This window comes from Desulfosporosinus sp. SYSU MS00001 (assembly GCF_049943955.1).
Classification (GTDB): domain Bacteria; phylum Bacillota; class Desulfitobacteriia; order Desulfitobacteriales; family Desulfitobacteriaceae; genus Desulfosporosinus.
In genome coordinates, this window is the sequence record NZ_JBNFTW010000004.1 from 82577 (window position 1) to 102881 (window position 20305).

The window sequence follows — 20305 nt, forward strand, 5'->3', positions numbered from 1 at the left end:
ATACCTTCAAATTATTATTGTACACTAAATATAACTTTGTTTCAATTTTGACTACGAATAATTGCCACTAAACGTCTTTTTTAGGATGTCATTTAGCGGCTAATTAGTTAGATTGTATAAATTTCACAATTATTATTCATCTATAGCAAATAACGATCTTTTAAATAAGGTTGTTGATGAAATTGGAGATAGAAAATAATTTTCCGTTGTAATAATAAGTGATTTTTCTTTACCTGGTTCAGAAATATAAATAATTTTATTATTGTCTTTTATATTGGATAGAAACCTGTTATTTCCTTTACCCTCAGAAGCTATTTCAAGATCTATGATTGCCACAACTTTATCTTTTTTTATTAACATATCACCGCCAAGATGCAAATACATTTATCGTTCCCTCCTTATATGCCCCTTATCAACTTGGAATAATGCCCCAGCTTCAAGTTGACTCTCAGCACTTGTCATGGTGATTATCGTTTGAATATGTGAGGATTCAATAAACTCTATTAGATAGTTTCTCCTAAAACTATCAAGTTCAGACAATACATCATCTAATAAAAGAAGAGGATACTCCCCTTTTTCTTGACGTATTAGCTCTAATTCACTGAGTTTCAAACTTAAAACCAAAGATCGCTGTTGCCCCTGTGAAGCATAAAGACGCGCAGGTTTATCATCTAAAAGTATCTGTAAATCATCACGGTGAGGACCGATAAGAACCATCTGGCGTTCAATTTCTTGATCCATTTTCTGATTTAATAAATCAGGAAAATCTAACAGAGCATCCTGAATATCCCTTTTCCCTAAAGCATAATAACTAATATCAAGTTTTTCTTTTTGTGAGGTAAGATTCATGTAGATCTGGTCAGCAACTTTTTGTATTTGCTTCGTTAATTCATCGCGCCGAAGAATAATTTTTGTACCAAGTTCAACAATTTGTGTATTCCAAAGCCGTAATTGAGAATTCTTTAGAGATTTATCATTATTATGCGTTTTAAGAAGGGCATTCTTTTGTTGAATTACTTTGTTATAAGCATTTAACAAGCTTACATAACCAGGTCGTATCTGAGCAATATGCAAATCTAAAAATCGCCGGCGTTCGGATGGCCCGCCCTTAACCATAATGAGATCATCGGGTGAAAAAAAAACCACATTTATGGTACCTACAAAATCTGATAAACGTTGACAGGAAACCTGATTGACTTTTACTCTCTTTTTACTGTTTTGGTAGTGGCTCTCTAAGAATATTTTATGGTGATTTACAATAAAATCACCATAAAGATGAAAATCAGTTTTATCCCACTTTAAAAGCTCATGTTCTCTTTTTACTCTATATGACTTGCCGGTTAAGAGATAGTATATTCCTTCGATAATATTAGTTTTCCCTTGTCCATTATTTCCAATCAATGTATTAATTCCGGGAACAAATGTCACAGACTCATTGTCATAGTTGCGGAAATTTTGTAAATGAAACTTAATAATATTCATAGGCCATTTATGATATTCTGACAGGCAAAACAAGATAAAGGTAATTTGGATTATCTAAAGGACGCATAACCCCTGGACTATAAGGCCCGGAAAGTTCAAAAATTATTTGATCTGTATCAATAACTTTTAAGGCATCTATTAAAAATTTAGCATTAAAAGCAATCATTACATCATTTCCTTGAGTAGTTACCTCAATTTGTTCAGAGATTTTTCCTAATTCCGTTGTTTGATCAATTTTTAATTGTGTACTTTCGACTTTAATTCTAATAATATTTGCTCCTGTTTTATCATGTGATAATAATGACGCTCTTTCTACCGCTTCTAAAAAATTCTTTACTGACAAATTAATTTTTGTTTCACAAGTTTGGGGAATGACTTGCTTATAATTCGGAAACATTCCGTCAATTAATCTTGATACTAAATATATCAGACCAAACTGGAAAACAACTTGTGTCTTATTAAAGCTAATTTGGATCGATTCATCTTCATCTTTTAATAAACGATATATTTCTGCTAATGTTTTAGCCGGTATGATCCCATTAAAACTTGCATCTTCAGGATTATCTACTTCTGAAATACTATAGGCTAAGCGATGGGTATCGGTTGCCACTAGTCGAAGATTTGATCCTTCTATTTGCATCAGTGTTCCATTAAAAACAGGCCTGTTTTCTTCTGCCGCACAAGAAAATATAGTCTGCCTTATCATATTTTTAAAAATAGATGTAGGAATAGTATAAGACATTGGGTCAATTAAATCAGGTAGTAAAGGATATTCTTCTGGATCGTAACCTCTTAAGGTTATTTCAGATTGGTAGTAATAAATAGTAATCGCTAGATTTTCTTCTTTAATAGTTATCATGGTATCTGGTAGTTTTCGCACAACTTCTGCAAACAATCTGGCTGGAACGACTATTGTCCCTTCCTCTTCTATCTGAGCAGGTATTTCACATCGTATTCCTAATTCAAGATCAGTTGCAGCAAAACGTAAACTTTGTTTTTCAGCGCTTATTTGGATACCTGAAAGAACGGGTAGTGTATTTTTGACAGATACTGCACGTTGTACCGCATTTACTCCAGAAATTAATGAATCCTTTGAACAGAAGATTTTCATCTTGAATCCTCCCATGTTATTTCCCGGTTCTAAATGACGCTTATTAATAATAAGATAATAATTAGTAGTTATAGTAGTATTCCTTGTCTATGTGTGGATAACTTACTTAAGACGTTGGATTTACTTAAGTTTAGAGTGTTGAAAAATTGGTGGACAAGAGAGACTGTTTGTCCACATGTCCACATTCGTCAATTTTGCTTGAGGTTATTAAGATACTATAAACAGGTTATCAACAATTTAAAACCGTTAATTTAGTCATTTTGAATACGTTGTATCAATTCATTAATTTTCTTTTCTAAAATTGGATCATCTTGAATTGCCTGAGAGATCTTTTCATGGGCATGCATAACTGTAGTATGGTCTCGCCCTCCAAATTCATCTCCGATTTTCGGCAATGAAGAATCTGTTAATTGACGTGATAAGTACATAGCGATTTGCCTTGGAAATGCTACAGCACGCGTTCGTTTTTTGGCTTTAAAATCGTTTGGTGAAAGGTGATAATAATCGGCAACTGCTTTTTGGATAATGTCAATAGTTATTGGTTTTGATGAATTAGAAGGTAAAATATCTTTTAATGCTTCCATGGCAACTTCGGCTGTAATTGGCAATGAGCCTAACGACGCAAAAGCAATAACTCGAATTAAAGCACCTTCAAGTTCTCGAATATTGGTATGTATTTTATCAGCAATATAAACCATCACTTCATTCGAAACTTGCAAGTTTTCAACTTTAGCTTTTTTTCTCAGAATTGCAATTCTGGTTTCTAAGTCCGGTGCCTGAATATCTGTGATCAAGCCCCATTCAAATCTAGAGCGCAAACGATCCTCTAAGGTAGGAATTTCTTTAGGGGGACGGTCTGATGAGATAATTATCTGCTTGTTGGCTTCATGTAAGGCATTAAACGTGTGGAAAAACTCCTCTTGAGTTCGTTCTTTTCCCGCTAAAAATTGAATATCATCAATAAGGAGAATGTCAACATTTCGATAATGATTACGGAATTCAATGGCATTTTCATCGCGAATCGAATCAATGAGTTCATTGGTAAATTTTTCGCTGGAAACATAAAGCACTCTCGTATTTGGGGAACGCTGCAATATATGATGCCCAATGGCATGCATAAGATGTGTTTTTCCTAAACCTACGCCGCCGTAAATAAACAAAGGATTGTAAGATTTAGCAGGAGATTCGGCAACAGCAAGTGATGCAGCGTGGGCAAAGCGATTACTATTGCCAATAACGAATGTATCAAAGGTATATTTAGCGTTAAGGCAATTTGGCAATTGTTCATTTGGTTTTGGAGTACTTTCTAATATAGGGGCTTCCAAAACCGGGTCTCTTTTTAAGGAATCTTCTGGTGAAGGGATAACAAATCTGAGGCTAACCGAGTGGCCTAAAATTGATTGTACGGAGGACCTTATTAAAGATGCATACCGACTTTCTAACCAATCTTTAGCAAAATCATTGGGAACACTGATTACCAATGTATCCCCATCAATCTCAATTAGCTGAGTTGAACTTAACCATGTTTCAAAGCTTGGTCTGGTAAGTTCATTTTTCAGTTTTTCGAGTGTTTCCTGCCACAATAAATGAGGTGTGATTGGTAGTGGTGGCATGAATGGACCTCCCTTATTTTAAGAAATTAGTAATTACGACAATAAAAAAGTTATACACAAACTTATACACATTTGTGGATAACTTGGTCAAAATTCGAACTGTGGATAATATAAACTATGATTTGCTGGACGTGTATGATGGTGTGAAATTATAATATCAAGTTTTTCGAGGGTTATCAACAGGAAGATTTCGTGTTTTTATAAATTATTCACAAGTGGATAACCTTTTCGATTCCTATATTATCCACATCCATTCCAGCATGGTTGCTTGACAGAATAAAAATTGTTAGAGTATAATCTGTAAGTAAGTCTGTTGCTTAGAAAGCTTCTTCGTTTTATAAAGGAGGTGTCTTTAAATTGAAAAGAACATACCAACCGAAGAATCGCCGCCACAAGCGAGTTCACGGTTTTTTAAGTCGTATGAGTACGCCAACTGGGCGAAATGTTATAAAACGCCGTCGATTAAAAGGTCGTAAAAAGTTATCAGTCTAAGGCCGCAATTATGTGGCCTTTTTTAGTATATCTAGTAATAAGTCACGGCTTTCGCTCAAATCTAAGTGAACTCGTTCAGCAAAGGTTGAACATCGGGGGTACTCCCAGTTGTAGAAGAGGGAGTCTTACGATTTGATAAATTTATTTGCTCCGCTAAGCAAAAAGGGTTTAATTTTTAGCTTATGGAGTTAAAATATGATAGAATTGTCTCTTATTTAAGCCTGGAGGGTTTATGCTTAAAAAAGAATTTCGACTACGCAAAAAATCAGGCTTTAAAGCAATTTTTGATAATGGCAATAATTTTTCTGAGAAATATGCCGCTATCTATATTTTAAAAGGCAAACAACAACGGTTTGGTTTTATTGCTTCAAAAAAAATAGGTAATTCTGTGCAAAGAAATCGTGCAAAGAGATTACTTCGGGAAGTTGTTCGATTACATATATCTGAAATTAAGCCGGATGTTCAAATTATTTTTATTGCGAGGCCTAGGATCAGAGGAGTTTACTTCCCGGAAGTCGAAACTTCAATATTGATGATGTTGAATAAAGCTAAAGCTTTAATCACGAAATGAGTCGTTAATGATGAGAAAGTTATTAATTCTGCTCTTGCGGATCTACCAAAAATTTATTTCTCCTCTGAAAGGACAAACATGTCGTTTTTATCCGTCCTGTTCTGAATACGCGATTCAAGCGCTGCAAAAGTATGGCTTATTTCGAGGTAGTTATAAATCACTTGTGAGAATATTGAAATGCCATCCGTTTCATCCGGGAGGGCATGATCCAGTTTAAGGAGGGCTTTTGTGAGTATTATTGTGCAATGGATGACCTATTTATTAAATATATTTTATAATTTGTCTTCTGCCTTGGGTCTTCCTAATTATGGTGTAGCCATTATCTTATTAACAATTTTGATTAAAACCATTATTTATCCTCTTACTTATAAACAAATGGCTTCGATGCGTAAAACCGTAGATTTACAGCCTAAGATTAAAGCTATTCAGGTCAAACATAAGAATGATAAAGAAAAAGCTAATGCAGAAATAATGGAGCTGTATAAAGAGAACAAAGTAAATCCTATGGGTGGTTGTTTACCTATTGTTATTCAATTGCCGATTTTTTGGGGGTTGTATAGTACTCTGCGGAATTTTCCGTATGGAGCTTCTGCTAACGCAGCACATTGGTTTCTTGGATTTGATTTAACAAAAATTTATGGTTTTAGTTTAAGTTATCATATTATTTTACCTCTTTTTGCCGCTGCTACGACGTATTTACAAACGAAGGTCACGAATCCGAATGCATCATCAGATCCGACCCAAAAAACAATGTTGTACGTAATGCCTATATTTTTTGCCTATATCAGTGCTACGGTGCCGTCAGGTTTAGCTTTATATTGGGTTACGATGAATTGTGTTTCAATTCTGCAGCAGCTTTATATTAATCGTAAATTGACAAATCAAAAGAAAAGCATTGCATAGATAACGGGGAAGACGTGAGGAGGGATCGTTCATGAGAGTTGTAGAGAAAACCGCCAAAACGGTTGAAGAAGCGATCGCCGCTGGGGTTCAAGAATTAGCTGTCGACAGAAAATATGTTCAGGTTGAAATTCTTGAGGAACCTACGAAAAAAGGATTATTTGGTCTTTTCGGTACAAAATTTGCAAAAGTTAGAGTTACATATGAAGATGATCCGGGACTTCTGGCAACTGTATTTATTCAAACTATCTGTAAAGCTATGGGCGTCAAGGCTGAAACTCAAGTAACTAAGGATTCAGAAAACTGGCATGTTAATATTACCGGGCCAGAACTGGGAATTTTAATTGGACGTCGAGGGGATACCCTTGACGCTCTGCAATATTTAACGAATTTAGCCGTTTCTAAAAAATTATCTGATCGTGTTCGCATTATTGTTGATGTAGAAGGATATCGGTCTCGTCGTGAAGAAACTCTTATTCGATTAGCTAAACGCTTATCCGATAAAGTAAAAAGAACTGGTGTTAGAATTGTTTTAGAGCCTATGAATCCTCATGAACGCAGAATTATTCATACTTCTTTACAAGATGACAGTAGGATCTCTACGTTTAGTGAAGGTGATGATCCTAATCGACGTGTTGTGATTGCTCTAAAAAGAAGTTAAAGTTAAAAAGGAATTTCTTTTTAGCTACCTAAAACTTAATGAAATATGAAACAAGATATTAGTTGAGTTGAGGGGGAAAGTAACCCCTCTTTTTTCATTAGATTACGAAACTTATTAAATTGATAGAATTAGATCATTATATAAATACAACTAGGCAGACCCTGGTTATGCTGAACAAGTGTTTCCGAAGTCAGGGAGTGAGAAACAAACCTGGCAGGTATTATTCGTTAAGAGTTAATTATACATTTGCTTTGGAGATGATTAGGTGGAAGATACAATTGTTGCTCTGGCTACCGCAATGGGAGAAGCAAGTATCCATATTGTTAGGTTAAGTGGTCCGGAGGCAAGGCGAATTATTGATGAATGTTTTATTCCCAGATCAAGGGAACGTTGGTTACGTCACGATAATTTCACACTTACTCTTGGTGTTTTTAAAGATGAGGATCGTATTCTTGATGAGGTTCTGATTGGCAGAATGGCTGCTCCTAACTCTTTTACGGGAGAAGATGTTTATGAGATTAATTGTCATGGCGGACCTTTTGTTGCGCAGAGAATTGTCCGTACTTGTCTTCGTCATGGGGCCCATCATGCTGAACCAGGTGAGTTTTCCAAAAGAGCTTTTCTAAATGGTAAATTGGATTTAGTACAGGCAGAGGCGATTATTGATTTAATTACATCCAAGACCGAGACTTCTGCTAATTTGGCTTTAACACAACTTAGCGGGGGATTAACAAAAATAATTATTGATCTTCGAGAAAAAATATTGGAGATTTTAGCTTTTATTGAAGCAGGTATTGATTTTCCAGAGGATGATGTTGAAACCCTGGATCGAAAAGCATTAGCGAACCGATTGGAAGAAGCTCTGTCAGTAACGAGGGATTTACTAGAAGGTAGTAAGACCGGAAAAATTTTACGCGAAGGACTTCTTACAGTTATCGTAGGACGACCCAATGTTGGCAAATCAAGTTTATTAAATGCTTTATTAAAAGAAGATCGCGCTATAGTAACTGATATTCCAGGTACAACTCGAGATGAGATTAGGGAATATGTCAGCGTGGGGGGAATCCTTTTACAACTTGTAGACACTGCTGGGATTTGGGAAAGTAAAGATATTGTAGAACGTCTGGGAATCGAAAGAACATGGAATGCCTTAAAAAGTGCCGATCTCATTATTTTAGTCATTGAAGCTAATGTTCAACTATCAGAGGATGAATTATATATTCTTGAGACTTATTCCGATAAAATTATTACTCTAGTTAATAAAATTGATTTATTGCAAAACGACAAAATTGATATCCCTAATATTGATTATTGGATTCCTTTTTCGGTGCTTCTTCACAAAGGTTTTGCTGATCTAGAGAATGAGATAAAAAGAAGGGTTTACCAAGGGGAGATAATTAATTCGTCAGACCCTCTGCTCTCCAATACTCGTCAAATCTCCTCTTTAGAACATAGTTATGCTGCTCTCCAACAGGCTAAGAATAGCTTGAATTCATTTATGCCATGGGATATCCTTTCAATTGATATACGTCAAGCACTTCAATACATTTCTGAGCTGACTGGACATAATGTTCAAGAATCTTTGCTTGATGATATTTTTTCACGATTTTGTATTGGAAAGTAGGTTTAGTCTTGGAATATTTTGCTGGTAATTATGATGTTATTGTTGTTGGTGCCGGGCATGCGGGATGCGAAGCGGCTTTAGCTGCTGCTAGGCTTGGCTGTGAGACCTTGTTAATTACTTTGAACCTTGATACCATTGCCCATATGCCATGCAATCCTTCAATTGGTGGACCTGCGAAAGGGCATTTAGTCCGTGAGATTGATGCCCTTGGAGGGCAGATGGGTATAAATGCTGATGAGACATCCTTACAAGTTAAAATGCTGAATACTGGTAAAGGTCCGGCTGTCTATGCCTTAAGAGTTCAATCGGATAAACAAGCTTATCAAAATCGGATGCGTGCGGTCTTGTTTAATCAGCCTAATTTGACAGTTATTCAGGGTTTGGCGGAACGATTGGTTATTGATAACTATCAGGTAACAGGTGTTGTGACGAGAACCGGCGCTCGCTTTGAATCAAGAAATGTTGTCTTAACGAGCGGTACCTATCTTCGTGGACGAATAATCATTGGTGATTCAATGTACGAGGGCGGACCAAATGGACAAATGCCCGCCACGTCTCTCTCTCAATCTCTAAAGGAGATTGGTATAGAATTAGGAAGATTCAAGACTGGGACTCCACCGCGGATTCATCGCCATTCTGTTGACTATTCCCAGCTTAAATTACAACCTGGAGATGACTCATTATGGACTTTTTCATTTCTTCCCACAGAGAGCATCTTCTGGCATAAGGATCCATCCAAACAAGTTCCCTGTTGGCTTGGCTATACGTCTTCCAAAACTCATGAAATCATTCGTGATAATCTTTATCGTGCACCTCTTTATTCAGGAAAAATTGAGGGTATTGGTCCAAGGTATTGTCCTTCAATCGAAGACAAAGTTGTACGTTTTGCTGAACGTGATGCTCATCAAATTTTTCTTGAGCCTGAAGGATGGAATACCGATGAATTGTATGTTGCCGGTTTGTCAACCAGTATGCCAGAAGAAGTTCAAACAGAAATTTTAAAAAGTATTCCCGGTTTAAGTCATGTAAAAATGTTGCGTCCTGGTTATGCTATAGAATATGATTATGTTTTTCCCCACCAGTTATCGTTAAGTCTTGAGGTTCGTCAGTTGCCGGGTTTATTTACCGCTGGTCAATTGAATGGCACTTCAGGGTATGAAGAAGCTGCTGCTCAGGGGTTAATGGCCGGTATTAATGCTGCTTTAAGATGCTTGGAGCGAGAACCTTTTCTGCTGCGTCGATCTGATGGTTATTTAGGTGTTATGGTTGATGATTTAGTAACAAAAGGTGTCAAAGAACCCTATCGTTTGTTAACGTCTAGGGCTGAGTATCGATTAGTTCTAAGACAGGATAATGCTGATCTCCGGCTTACCGAAAAGGGGCGCCTTATCGGTTTAGTTGATGATGAGCGCTGGTCTCGTTTTCAACATAAAAAACAGGATCTTTCGGAAATAAAAGATCTTTGGAAGTCAACAGTTTTTTCTCCTTCGCAACAGGAATTAAAGAAGTTAATGGATGAGGTAAATTCTACTCCACTGCGTGGAGGAATTAATGCTTTTGATTTAATTCGAAGACCTGAAATAACTTTAAACCACATGGTTGAATTAATTCCGGAATTAAAACGTTATTCCCAAGAAGTTTTAGAAGAGGCAGTTATCGAAACAAAATATGCTGGTTATATTGATAAACAATGGGCTGATATCGAAAAATTTGCGAAGATGGAAGATAGAATTTTAGCAAATGATTTTAATTACGCTGAATTAAAGGGCTTGTCTACCGAGGGCAGACAACGGTTAATGGAAGTGAAGCCCCGTAATGTAGGTCAAGCCTCCCGAATTACGGGTGTTACGCCGGCCGACATTTCAGTTTTGCTTGTTTTCCTGGAGCAACGGCATCGAGGGGGAAAATAAGTAATGTTTAATCAGTTTGCTTCACAAATAAAAGATTTGACGCTATTAAAATTAGGCTATGAATTATCAGACGAACAGGTTAACCAATTTTGTGTATTTGGAGATCTTTTACTTGAATGGAATCAGAAGTTAAATCTGACGAGAATTATTGAACCTTTAGATATAATTCTAAAGCATTTTATTGATTCTATGGCAATTGGAAAATATCTAAAAGGTGGTAACTTAGCAGATCTAGGCACAGGTGCCGGTTTTCCAGGGATACCAATTAAAATATTACGGCCTGAATTGGACGTATTCTTAGTTGACTCATTGAAAAAACGTTTAGATTTTCTTGATGTTGTGGTTTCAAAACTTAAGTTAACAACGACAAGAACAGTACATGCTCGTGCAGAGGACTTTGGACGAAATACGCTATATCGTGGAACATTTGACTACGTTAGTTCTCGAGCTGTTGCCCGTTTGCCAATCCTGCTTGAGTACTCCCTTCCTATATTAAAGAAAAATGGTTTTTTTATTGCTCTCAAGGGATTACAAGCCCAGGAAGAGCTGAAAGAGTCTCAAGCTGCTTTGAATATTTTAGGCGGAAATATCGAGTCTCTTGAAACCTATAATTTTGGTGAAACTGCAGAACATCGAGCTATTATTGTTTTCAAAAAGGTTAAGGAAACGTCTTCCCTATATCCTCGTAAGGCTGGTATACCTACAAAATCGCCGCTTCATTAATCCAAGAAATTATATAGATGATAAAAATTAAAGCTCAATTTCAACGCTTTACTACAATATTTGGTAAAGCTCTTTTTGACTTTAATGAAGGGAATACGATTTTAACGTCGAATTAATAGGATTAATATCGTTTATTTCATAATGAGGAGGTGCGATTTGGACGATTCACTTGAACAGAGAATTAATAGTAAGGCTGAAATGATATCGAGCGAGACATTACCTCATACTTCTAAATCCATCCGAAGCCGGCGGATAAGAAAAGATCGCACATCTAATAGAAAGGTACTCTTTATTGCTGTTGGGTTTGTTGTGGTTTTATTTTTTGCTTGTGGCATCCTTGTTGGTTACTATACTTGGGATCGTCATACTATTGTTGACGGCGTGAGGATTTCCGGAATTAACGTTGGTAACATGACACAATCACAGGCTAAAAGCTCGGCTAATAAGGAAATTGACCGTTTGCTGAATCAAACTGTTAAACTAACTGATGGACAGCACAGTAATGACGTTAAATTAAGTGATTTAGGGCTTTCGATTTCTGATGACAAGGCTTTGAAAGATGCCTATGATATTAGCAGAACGGGTTCCTTATATCATAGAATTATTGCCAAAATGGATGCTGCAAAAGGGGTTAGCTTTAACTTCTCTTCGCAGTGGGATGATAAGAAAATGCAAGAGAACTTAGATAAGTTATTTGGCCAATATAATAAGCCTGCTATTGATGCCTCTTATAAAATTACCGACCAAAATACGATGCTTATCGAGCCTGAACAAACTGGATCAACTTATGATGTTGATGCTTTGAAAACTCAAATCAAAGCAATCAATTATCTAAAGCCTGTATCCGGGCTTAATGTTAATTTTAAAGATCAACAGCCAAAGGTAACAGCAGTGCAACTCGAGGGAGAAAAAATTACCGGTCTCTTAGCTACCTACACAACTCATTTTGATCCTTCACAGACTGCACGCACAGAAAATGTTCAACTTGCTGCAAAAGCCCTTGACAAGGCGGTTATTAAACCTGGTGATATTCTTTCTTTTAATAATATTGTAGGGGAGCGAACTGTTGAAGGCGGGTATAAGGATGCTTACATTATTGTTAATGGTAAATTTATTCCAGGTTTAGCCGGCGGAATTTGTCAGGTTTCCAGCACGTTATATAATACGGGCCTTTTAGCAAATCTTTCTGTTGTTCAAAGATCAAATCACGATCTTGCTATTACTTATGCACCTCTTGGACAAGATGCAACCGTTGCATATCCTGATTTGGATCTGAAATTCAGAAATACTACTGCGGGGTATTTATTAGTACGCACAAGAACAACTTCAAATACTTTAACTATTGATCTCTATGGAAAAGTTAATCCTGGCCAGGAAGTTACGATTACAGATTCAACTGAATCTGTAGTGCAACCTGAAGAACAGCGTGTTGTTGATAATACGTTAAAACCTGGCGAGTCCGTTGTTAAACAACAGGGGCAACCGGGATATGTTGTAAAATCAATACGAACGGTTAAGGTTAATGGAAATGTAGTTAGCTCTGAACCACTGCAAAAAAGTGTTTATAAAGCTCTTCCTAAAATCATTAATGTCGGGCCTTGATATTATTTATGTGATCGTTGGAAATAAATATTTTTGAAACCAGTAAAAAAAGCGTTCCAAACGCTTTTTTTATTACTATTGGTTTGATACTATTTAAAGTATATGTAAACATTTCAGAATGGCAGTTAGATAAAAAGGAAGTGTATGCTATTGATATCGAAAGTGATCGCAATTGCCAATCAAAAAGGTGGTGTGGCTAAAACCACTACAGCCATAAATTTGAGTGCTTGTCTGGCGGAACTGGGATATAATGTTCTACTTATTGACTTAGACCCTCAGGGAAATGCTACGAGTGGGTTGGGTATAGCAAAGAATAAGTTAATTCGTTGTGTTTACGATGTACTAATTAACGACGTTCCCATTGAACAAGTGATTCAGAAGTGCGATCAAAAAAACTTAAAACTCGTCCCAGCAAGAATACTTTTAGCTGGTGCGGAAATTGAACTGGTTTCTCAAGAATTCCGGGAGACGAAGCTCAAACTTTCTTTGAAGAACGTTCTTCCCAACTACGATTTTATTTTTATTGATTGCCCTCCTTCTTTAGGACTATTGACTCTTAATGCCTTGGCAGCTGCAACGGATGTTTTGATTCCAATTCAATGTGAGTATTATGCCTTAGAGGGTTTGACACTACTAATGAATACCTTAGAAAGAGTTCGCAAACATATTAACCCAAATCTTAATATTTTAGGTGCCTTATTAACAATGTTTGATGCTCGAACAAATTTAGCAATTCAGGTTGTCGATGAAGTAAAAAAATATTTTCCACAAAAAGTTTTTCGAACAATAATTTCTCGTAATGTCCGTCTTAGTGAAGCGCCTAGCCATGGTAAATCAATTAATGTTTACGATAGTCGTTCGAGGGGCGCTGAAGTATACCGGGAGCTAGCGAAGGAGGTATTAGAACGTGTCTAAAAAGGGGTTAGGACGGGGCCTTCAAGCACTTCTATCGGACGAGATGGATGAAAATCCTGTAATTAAGGAAGTCCTTATTTCTGAAATCGAGCCAAATCCCGATCAACCGCGACGAGAATTTGAAGAGAATGGGCTTAAGGAGTTAGCAGAATCAATTCGTGAACACGGACTACTTCAACCTATTTTAGTGCGGCCTGTTGGTGAGCGTTATATAATCATTGCTGGAGAGAGACGACTAAGAGCTGCAAAAATCGCAGGAATTACAAAGATTAACTGTATTGTTCAGTTATGTAGTGATCAAGAAATGGCTGAGAGAGCAATTGTTGAAAACATTCAAAGGGCCAACCTATCTCCTTATGAAGAAGGAATGGCTTATCATCGGCTTATTCAGGAATATGGTCTGACTCAAGATCAAGTTGCCCAGAAGGTCGGTAAAGCTAGAACGACCATTGCTAACTTATTACGAATTATTCAATTACCAGATGTAATTCTAGAGTTACTAAAAACAGAGAAACTATCATTAGGGCATGCAAAAGTTTTATTAGGGGTTAAAGATACGTCACTACAAGTTATCGCTGCCGAAAAAGCTGTTAGAGAGCAATTATCCGTTCGTGAAACTGAGGAACTCATTGACCGTCTGCAAAAAACTACAGATAAGATTAAAGCAACTCCCAGAATTAATGGCCAACCTGCTGCTCTTCTACATGTTGAAGATCGTCTGCGCGCTAATTTCCAGACAAAAGTACAATTGAAAGGTAATTTAAAACGTGGAAAAATTGAAATTCAATATTTTTCGGAAGAAGAGTTAAACAGACTATTAGACATCTGGAATATTCAAGTTGAGTGAACTCGTTCAGTTAAAGCATAGCTTCAGGGCTTCGATGACGAAAGTGTCCTGTGGACGCTTTCGCCGAAGGCTCATAGTCCATAACAAATGTTATCGTCTGAAGAAGGGCTCTGCCTTCGTTGAAATAAGGTACGGAATCCTTACCACTTGTAGAAATGCGAGTCGTACTGGGAAAAATTATTGTAATGTTCCACGTGGAACATTAACCTATCAGACGCCTATTTTCTGTCAGATAGGATATTTAGTTTGTCCTGATCAGCATTGGTTCAGAAATGACCAAAGGGCGGGTAAGTTCTCATTCCTAAATCTATTAGGAATCGCAGGTATTTTTCAATTGTATTATGCTGTCATGTTTTCTGATACCGATGGTTTTATAATAATTGAAGTGGTCCACGATGATTATATTTCCAGCTCATATGCATTGAGTTTATTTAGATTCTACATATCAGCTTTCATCGTTCTTCAGAATACCTTCATTGGACTTATTATTCATGGCAATAGATACCCATGCTTTAGATTATGACTGCATCATCTGAGTTTCTTCTTATATCTTGTTCGAATACTGCATTAAAGATTATTCGGGCCATTTACTAGGTCGTTTTATACGTTCTCGCTATTTCATGATATATCTGTTAATGGTGAGTAAACTGCCTTTCCTTGATCCCTCTTTCTGTGGTGTTAAAATGATTTGATTGTTCCACGTGGAACAGAGTTATTGAAGTTCGCTGGATGTTCCACGTGGAACAATAATTAAAGATTGGATTTAGTTACGCGTTACGGAAGGTGGTAAACTTAAGTTGTTAGGTACAATAGTAAACGCAATGGCAATTATCTTCGGTGGCCTCATAGGTCTATTCTTTGGACAAGCTCTGCCGGAAAAGATGAAAACTACGGTAATTCAAGGAATTGGACTTGTAGTTTTACTTATAGGCATAACGATGGCTTTACAAACAAAAAACACTTTGGTTGTTATTGCCAGTCTTGTAGTAGGCGGAATAATAGGCGAATGGATAGATATAGAACTTCGCTTAGAAAATTTTGGGCACTGGTTGGAAGGCAAACTCGCACGAAAAGGTGAAAAATCTGGTTTTACTAAGGCATTTGTTACAGCGAGCTTAATTTATTGTGTTGGTGCAATGGCAATTATGGGTTCTTTGGAAAGCGGTCTAAAGGGTAATTATAATATTCTTTTTGCAAAGGCAATGCTGGATGGAATTTCCGCCGTTGTATTTGCTTCCTCAATGGGACTTGGCGTTTTAGTGTCAGCAATTCCTGTGTTCATTTATCAAGGGGCAATTACCTTGGGAGCAGGACTGCTTCAGGGGATATTATCGGGTCAAGTTGTGTCAGAAATGGGTGCAGTCGGAGGATTATTAATTGTTGGTATCGGTTTTAACATCTTAGAAATAAAAGAAGTAAAAGTGGGTAATCTATTACCAGGCATTTTTATTGCGATTCCGATAACCCTTTTGTTCACGAAACTTCATTTGGGTATGTAACGAGTTTGAAGCAAGGTATGGGAAACCACTTACACTTACAAGAAGTCGGAGTCTTACGATTGAATAAAGGAGGAAATTTCCCTTGACATTATTAACATTACCTGTTATCTGGTGGGGAATTGGAGTATTGGCAGTCCTAATCATTATTGCCTATGTTATTAACATTATATTATTTAGACGTATGAAACGATTCGAAGAGGCATACTTAACATTGAAAACCTTCATGTCTGGAGGAGATTTGGAAAATATACTTCATGAGTTCAAGAATAAATTAGATGATCATGAGGCGAACTTAGAAAAATGCGGGAAGCGGCTGGATCCAGTTGAGTCAAAGTTGAAAGCAAGTGTTGATCGAGCAGCGATAGTTCGGTATCGTGCATTTGAAAATGTAGGAAGTGATCTGAGCTTTGCCTTGGCATTATTAAATCAAGACGGCGATGGAATTGTTTTAAATTCAATTCATAGTCGGGAAGATTCAAGAGTATATGCTAAACCTGTCAGCGGCGGGGAATCTACTTATACTTTAGCGAATGAAGAAAAAGAAGTGATTTCTAAAGCAATGAACGGACCTAAAATCTAATTCAATGATGATAGGTTTTTAAATAAGAGCGAGCAATAAGAGAGCTAATGTTCTCAGACATTTTCCAAACTAAGTTAAGGCGAGTATTTTGTAAAACGATGAATTCCATAAATCCTCCGACATTAACAATACCGGTCATATGAGCTTCCCCAACTTCAGGCAGCTTTTTATGAACACCGGCCCCTGGTTTTAATGGCCCATCCGCAAGAGTAATACAGCCAATCGAATCCAGGCGCCCAAGACAAGCATCGACAGCGATGATAAAAGGCTCATGGTATGATTCCCGGATTAATTGGAGAGTATTTTGGAGGTTAGTTGCATGGACAGGGTCATCAAGAGTGCCGTAGACATGAAGCTGAGGGAGCTTTAAACGGGAAAGCTGAGTACCAATCAGTGGTCCGAGAGCATCTCCTGTAGAACGGTCAGTTCCAATGCAAAAAATAATTGGCTGACGTTGATTTGCCGAGACAAATAACTCCGAAAGCCTTGTTTCCAGTTTTGCCTTAGCAAAATTGTCATCAACATGGGCTTTAATTTTTTGTGGTTCATGGATTAGTGAAAAGAAACTCACAAACTACCCTCCTATTTCTAAATAGCTATTCATCTATTATATTTTCCAAAGGACAAACCATTTATGCATGTTATCCCTCTTCAGACCATAAGTATGATGGCGAGGAGGAAAGTGCATGAAATGGAAAACGACGTTTCAAGTGGCAGCCACATATGTAGGCGCTGTTATGGGAGCAGGTTTTGCATCGGGGCAAGAAATTCAACAGTTTTTTGTCCGCTTTGGAGTATGGGGACTTGCAGGCATCGTTTTAAGTTCTTTTTTGTTTTCATTATTAGGGTGGTGTATGATTGATCTTCAAGAACGTTGGAACGTTTCATCATACCCGATGTTCTTTGACCGTTTATTAAATGCAAGGTGGGGAAAATGGGCAGATGGACTTGTAAGTGTTCTATTATTCGTAGGAATGATGGCAATGATATCCGGCAGCGGAGCACTATTCTATGAATACTTTGGTTTCTCAAGATGGTATGGGATTATTCTTACGGATTCTGTTATTGCTCTAGCCTTATGGTTTCGCGGAGAAGGAGTATTATGGATCAATACAGTATTAATACCCTTAAAGTTTGCTTTTTGTCTGGGTATTGCAGCATTAGCTGTCTTCATTGCCAAACCTGGGGATGGCGAGGGAATCGTTGTTTTAGCAAATCCAATCGTGAACAATTGGATCTTTTCGGCAGTTCTTTATGTTTCGTTTAACTTAACATTAGCTATGGTAGTTTTCGCCTCGCTGGGAAAGGACGTACAAAGGAGAGGAGCAAGATTAGGGGCAATCCTCGGGGGAGTAGCTTTAGGAATATTTGCTTTTATAATCGGTGCAGCATTGCTTAGATTTCCTGAGGTGCTGGGACTGGAAATACCAATGGTTGCAGTTGCAGGAAAACTTGGCGATTGGCCAGCATTCTTTTACGTTGTTGTACTTTGGTTAGCCATGATCACAGCTGCCATAGGGAATGGATTTAGTCTGGTTACCCGAGTTGTAGAGATAGGAAAATTAGATTATAATCGGACAACAATGATATTATTGCTGCTTCTTCTGCCTATAGCAGGCGTGAAATTCTCTCAGATTGTTCAGTTTGCATACCCATTATTTGGTTACTTGGGATTGGTGTTTATGCCTGCTATTTTGTATTTGTGGAGGACTAAGAGGTAATATAAAAAATAAACTATAAGGGGAACAGTAATGGTTGAGAGACATTATTTAGTCGGAACGGCAGGACATGTTGACCACGGAAAGACAGAGTTGATACGTGCTCTTTCAGGCATTGAAACGGATCGGTTGAGAGAAGAAAAGCAGCGAGGGATTTCGATTGAGCTCGGTTTTGCGCATATGCTACTTCCAAGCGGACGGAAGGTAGGAATAGTAGATGTTCCGGGACATGAGAAATTTATCCGGCAAATGTTAGCCGGAGCAAGCGGTATGGATGTTGTCTTGTTAGTGATAGCGGCTGATGAGGGGATAATGCCTCAAACAAAAGAGCATTTGGATATTTTGACATTGCTTGAAATACCTCGCGGAATAGTGGTTATTAATAAAGTTGATCTCGTTGATGAGGAATGGCTCGAACTTATGGAAGAGGATATTCGTGAGAAGCTTAAAGATACTGTATTCTCTAATGCTCCCATATGCCGGGTTTCTGCCGTAAAAGGTTTAGGAATAGATTTGTTACAAAACGAGATCGATTTATTGCTCTCAGAAGTGGAGAGCAAAAACTCTTCAGGACCCATACGAATGCCGATTGACCGGGTGTTTAGTATTCAGGGATTTGGTACAGTAGTTACTGGAACATTACAGAGCGGCACCGTAAGGCTAGGGCAAGAACTGTTAATTGAACCCGGAGAGATCGCAGCAAAAGTTCGTTCAATTCAAGTGCATAATCAAAAGGTTAAAGATGCTGGTGCCGGCCAACGAGCAGCGGTTAATCTTGCAGGAGTTGAAGTCGCCGAGGTTGAGCGGGGATCAGTGTTAGTTTCCCCAAAGGTATTTCAAGTTGGCAATATTCTTGATCTATCCCTGCATAATCTCCCGTCTTCTGTTAAACCGATTACCCAAAGACAGAGAGTTCGTTTTCATTTGGGTACAACTGAAATACTAGGCAGAATTCATTTGCTGAATCATGAGGAACTCCCTCCAGGGCAAAATGGGTTTGCGCAAATTCTTTTAGAAGAACCAGTATTAGCGGCTTCAGGGGACCGATTTGTCCTAAGATTTTATTCACCAACCCATACTATTGGCGGAGGTAAAGTTTTAGGAGTAGCCGATTATAAGAAGAAGCGGTTTAAAGAAAATGTATTGGATCAAATGAGAATAAAAGATTTAGGAGATCCTTTAGAGTTATTAGAAAAAGAAATCAATGAGCCGAGAAGTTTTGAGGAGCTGTTAACTCGCTTACAGATTAGCAACGAGGAATTAGAAAAACGCATTACCGCTCTGGAAACCAATCATAGGGCAGAATTATTTATGGAAGATGATACCAAACTATTATGGGGGACTGAAGCAGCAAGTAATTGGCGCCGGATGTTAATTGAGGTTGTGATGAACTATGAGAAGCAAAATCCCTTACGACTTGGAATTAGCCGAGGGGAGTTAAAGACTCGCCTCGGCATACAATGGACAAACCGTCGCTGGCAGACAGTACTTGAACAAGGTGCAAAACATAACGCATATTACCTAAAGGGAAGTAAGGTTCAAACAATTGAAGAAGTTAGCATGCCTCCGTTAATAACCAAACGGCTTCAGGATTTAAGAAGTAAATGGGAATCATTTAAACTGATGCCGCCGGATTTACAAGCTGGGGCAGAAAGTGTAGGTATTTTAAAGAATGAAGCTGTGGAGTATGCTCAATATCTTTGTGAGATAGGTGAGTGGATTCATATTGATCAATTATATTACCCTCAAAAGGAAATTGAGGCGGCTCAAAAAATGTTAATAGAGTTCCTGAAAAATCATGTCGAAATTGCTGTGTCAGAGGTTAGAGAATTATTGGGAATCTCAAGAAAATATGCCGTTCCTCTGCTCGAATATTTCGATCAGCAAAAGGTTACTAAGCGAAACGGAGATAAACGAATACTTTATTAAGGTTACTGTTAAGCAAAATTAAATAATTGACACAATAGTGCAAGAATTATAAAATAACTATGTACAGAAGGCTAATTAATATAACCTCTGTCGTATCGTTGTTGTGTAGAGATTGTTCTGATGTTATA

General features: G+C 37.6%; 20 protein-coding genes. 15 read left to right on the forward strand and 5 right to left on the reverse strand.

The window, feature by feature from the left end:
- Positions 1–132: 132 nt before the first annotated feature.
- The 4 genes from remB to dnaA form a co-directional block, all read right to left on the reverse strand.
- Entirely contained in the window at positions 133–384 is a 252-nt protein-coding gene (remB, locus tag ACPUYX_RS09065; RefSeq protein WP_426379361.1) for an extracellular matrix regulator RemB, read from the reverse strand.
- The gene (recF, locus tag ACPUYX_RS09070) at positions 385–1482 is read right to left on the reverse strand and encodes a DNA replication/repair protein RecF (protein ID WP_426379362.1); all 1098 of its coding nucleotides are present in this window, start codon (positions 1480–1482) and stop codon (positions 385–387) included.
- Positions 1483–1489: 7 nt separating this feature from the next.
- Complete coding sequence (gene dnaN, locus ACPUYX_RS09075) at positions 1490–2593, reverse strand: DNA polymerase III subunit beta (RefSeq protein WP_426379363.1); 1104 nt, start codon at positions 2591–2593, stop codon at positions 1490–1492.
- A gap of 251 nt (positions 2594–2844) precedes the next feature.
- Positions 2845–4206: a chromosomal replication initiator protein DnaA gene (gene dnaA, locus ACPUYX_RS09080; protein WP_426379364.1), complete on the reverse strand. Its 1362-nt coding sequence runs from the start codon at positions 4204–4206 to the stop codon at positions 2845–2847.
- Positions 4207–4563: 357 nt separating this feature from the next.
- On the opposite strand from dnaA, the gene rpmH reads away from it, so the two are divergent.
- The 13 genes from rpmH to ACPUYX_RS09145 all read left to right on the forward strand — a co-directional run bounded on the left by rpmH (position 4564) and on the right by ACPUYX_RS09145 (position 16530).
- Positions 4564–4698 carry a 50S ribosomal protein L34 gene (gene rpmH / locus ACPUYX_RS09085; protein ID WP_007777819.1) on the forward strand — a complete coding sequence of 45 codons (135 nt, stop codon included), beginning with the start codon at positions 4564–4566 and terminating at the stop codon, positions 4696–4698.
- 232 nt (positions 4699–4930) lie between these two features.
- Complete coding sequence (rnpA, locus tag ACPUYX_RS09090) at positions 4931–5269, forward strand: ribonuclease P protein component (protein ID WP_088226347.1); 339 nt, start codon at positions 4931–4933, stop codon at positions 5267–5269.
- 7 nt (positions 5270–5276) lie between these two features.
- Positions 5277–5486, forward strand: a complete 210-nt coding sequence (gene yidD, locus ACPUYX_RS09095; RefSeq protein WP_426379365.1) for a membrane protein insertion efficiency factor YidD — start codon at positions 5277–5279, stop codon at positions 5484–5486.
- Positions 5487–5497: 11 nt separating this feature from the next.
- On the forward strand, positions 5498–6172 hold the full coding sequence (locus ACPUYX_RS09100) for a YidC/Oxa1 family membrane protein insertase (RefSeq protein ID WP_426379366.1): 675 nt from the start codon (positions 5498–5500) through the stop codon (positions 6170–6172).
- Positions 6173–6203: 31 nt separating this feature from the next.
- A complete protein-coding gene (gene jag / locus ACPUYX_RS09105; RefSeq protein ID WP_426379367.1) occupies positions 6204–6830 on the forward strand; it encodes an RNA-binding cell elongation regulator Jag/EloR in 627 nt (208 codons plus the stop codon).
- Between the two features lie 265 nt (positions 6831–7095).
- On the forward strand, positions 7096–8454 hold the full coding sequence (gene mnmE, locus ACPUYX_RS09110; RefSeq protein WP_426379368.1) for a tRNA uridine-5-carboxymethylaminomethyl(34) synthesis GTPase MnmE: 1359 nt from the start codon (positions 7096–7098) through the stop codon (positions 8452–8454).
- A gap of 8 nt (positions 8455–8462) precedes the next feature.
- Entirely contained in the window at positions 8463–10364 is a 1902-nt protein-coding gene (mnmG, locus tag ACPUYX_RS09115; protein WP_426379369.1) for a tRNA uridine-5-carboxymethylaminomethyl(34) synthesis enzyme MnmG, read from the forward strand.
- Positions 10365–10367: 3 nt separating this feature from the next.
- The gene (gene rsmG, locus ACPUYX_RS09120; RefSeq protein WP_426379370.1) at positions 10368–11087 is read left to right on the forward strand and encodes a 16S rRNA (guanine(527)-N(7))-methyltransferase RsmG; all 720 of its coding nucleotides are present in this window, start codon (positions 10368–10370) and stop codon (positions 11085–11087) included.
- Positions 11088–11243: 156 nt separating this feature from the next.
- The gene (locus tag ACPUYX_RS09125) at positions 11244–12689 is read left to right on the forward strand and encodes a VanW family protein (protein ID WP_426379371.1); all 1446 of its coding nucleotides are present in this window, start codon (positions 11244–11246) and stop codon (positions 12687–12689) included.
- 153 nt (positions 12690–12842) lie between these two features.
- Positions 12843–13604: a ParA family protein gene (locus tag ACPUYX_RS09130; protein ID WP_170932704.1), complete on the forward strand. Its 762-nt coding sequence runs from the start codon at positions 12843–12845 to the stop codon at positions 13602–13604.
- Positions 13597–14451 carry a ParB/RepB/Spo0J family partition protein gene (locus tag ACPUYX_RS09135; protein ID WP_426379372.1) on the forward strand — a complete coding sequence of 285 codons (855 nt, stop codon included), beginning with the start codon at positions 13597–13599 and terminating at the stop codon, positions 14449–14451. Before ACPUYX_RS09130 ends, ACPUYX_RS09135 begins: the two co-directional genes overlap by 8 nt.
- A 797-nt stretch (positions 14452–15248) precedes the next feature.
- Positions 15249–15950 carry a DUF554 domain-containing protein gene (locus ACPUYX_RS09140; RefSeq protein WP_426379373.1) on the forward strand — a complete coding sequence of 234 codons (702 nt, stop codon included), beginning with the start codon at positions 15249–15251 and terminating at the stop codon, positions 15948–15950.
- An 82-nt stretch (positions 15951–16032) separates the two neighbouring features.
- Positions 16033–16530 (forward strand): DUF4446 family protein, encoded by a 498-nt coding sequence (locus ACPUYX_RS09145; RefSeq protein WP_426379374.1) that lies wholly within the window; start codon positions 16033–16035, stop codon positions 16528–16530.
- A 1-nt stretch (position 16531) separates the two neighbouring features.
- On the opposite strand, the gene yyaC is transcribed toward ACPUYX_RS09145, so the two are convergent.
- Positions 16532–17101 (reverse strand): spore protease YyaC, encoded by a 570-nt coding sequence (yyaC, locus tag ACPUYX_RS09150; protein ID WP_426379375.1) that lies wholly within the window; start codon positions 17099–17101, stop codon positions 16532–16534.
- Positions 17102–17216: 115 nt separating this feature from the next.
- On the opposite strand from yyaC, the gene ACPUYX_RS09155 reads away from it, so the two are divergent.
- Both ACPUYX_RS09155 and selB read left to right on the forward strand, forming a co-directional pair.
- The gene (locus tag ACPUYX_RS09155; RefSeq protein WP_426379376.1) at positions 17217–18251 is read left to right on the forward strand and encodes a YkvI family membrane protein; all 1035 of its coding nucleotides are present in this window, start codon (positions 17217–17219) and stop codon (positions 18249–18251) included.
- A 30-nt stretch (positions 18252–18281) separates the two neighbouring features.
- Entirely contained in the window at positions 18282–20177 is a 1896-nt protein-coding gene (selB, locus tag ACPUYX_RS09160) for a selenocysteine-specific translation elongation factor (RefSeq protein ID WP_426379377.1), read from the forward strand.
- The last annotated feature ends 128 nt before the right edge of the window (positions 20178–20305 follow it).

Excerpts from the sequence above, each read along its gene's own strand:
- jag (WP_426379367.1), top strand. The coding sequence starts at position 6,204 with ATGAGAGTTGTAGAGAAAACCGCCAAAACGGTTGAAGAAGCGATCGCC.
- recF (WP_426379362.1), bottom strand. The coding sequence starts at position 1,482 with ATGAATATTATTAAGTTTCATTTACAAAATTTCCGCAACTATGACAAT.
- selB (WP_426379377.1), top strand. The coding sequence starts at position 18,282 with ATGGTTGAGAGACATTATTTAGTCGGAACGGCAGGACATGTTGACCAC.
- dnaN (WP_426379363.1), bottom strand. The coding sequence starts at position 2,593 with ATGAAAATCTTCTGTTCAAAGGATTCATTAATTTCTGGAGTAAATGCG.
- yidD (WP_426379365.1), top strand. The coding sequence starts at position 5,277 with ATGATGAGAAAGTTATTAATTCTGCTCTTGCGGATCTACCAAAAATTT.
- rnpA (WP_088226347.1), top strand. The coding sequence starts at position 4,931 with ATGCTTAAAAAAGAATTTCGACTACGCAAAAAATCAGGCTTTAAAGCA.
- dnaA (WP_426379364.1), bottom strand. The coding sequence starts at position 4,206 with ATGCCACCACTACCAATCACACCTCATTTATTGTGGCAGGAAACACTC.
- rsmG (WP_426379370.1), top strand. The coding sequence starts at position 10,368 with ATGTTTAATCAGTTTGCTTCACAAATAAAAGATTTGACGCTATTAAAA.
- ACPUYX_RS09155 (WP_426379376.1), top strand. The coding sequence starts at position 17,217 with ATGAAATGGAAAACGACGTTTCAAGTGGCAGCCACATATGTAGGCGCT.
- remB (WP_426379361.1), bottom strand. The coding sequence starts at position 384 with ATGTATTTGCATCTTGGCGGTGATATGTTAATAAAAAAAGATAAAGTT.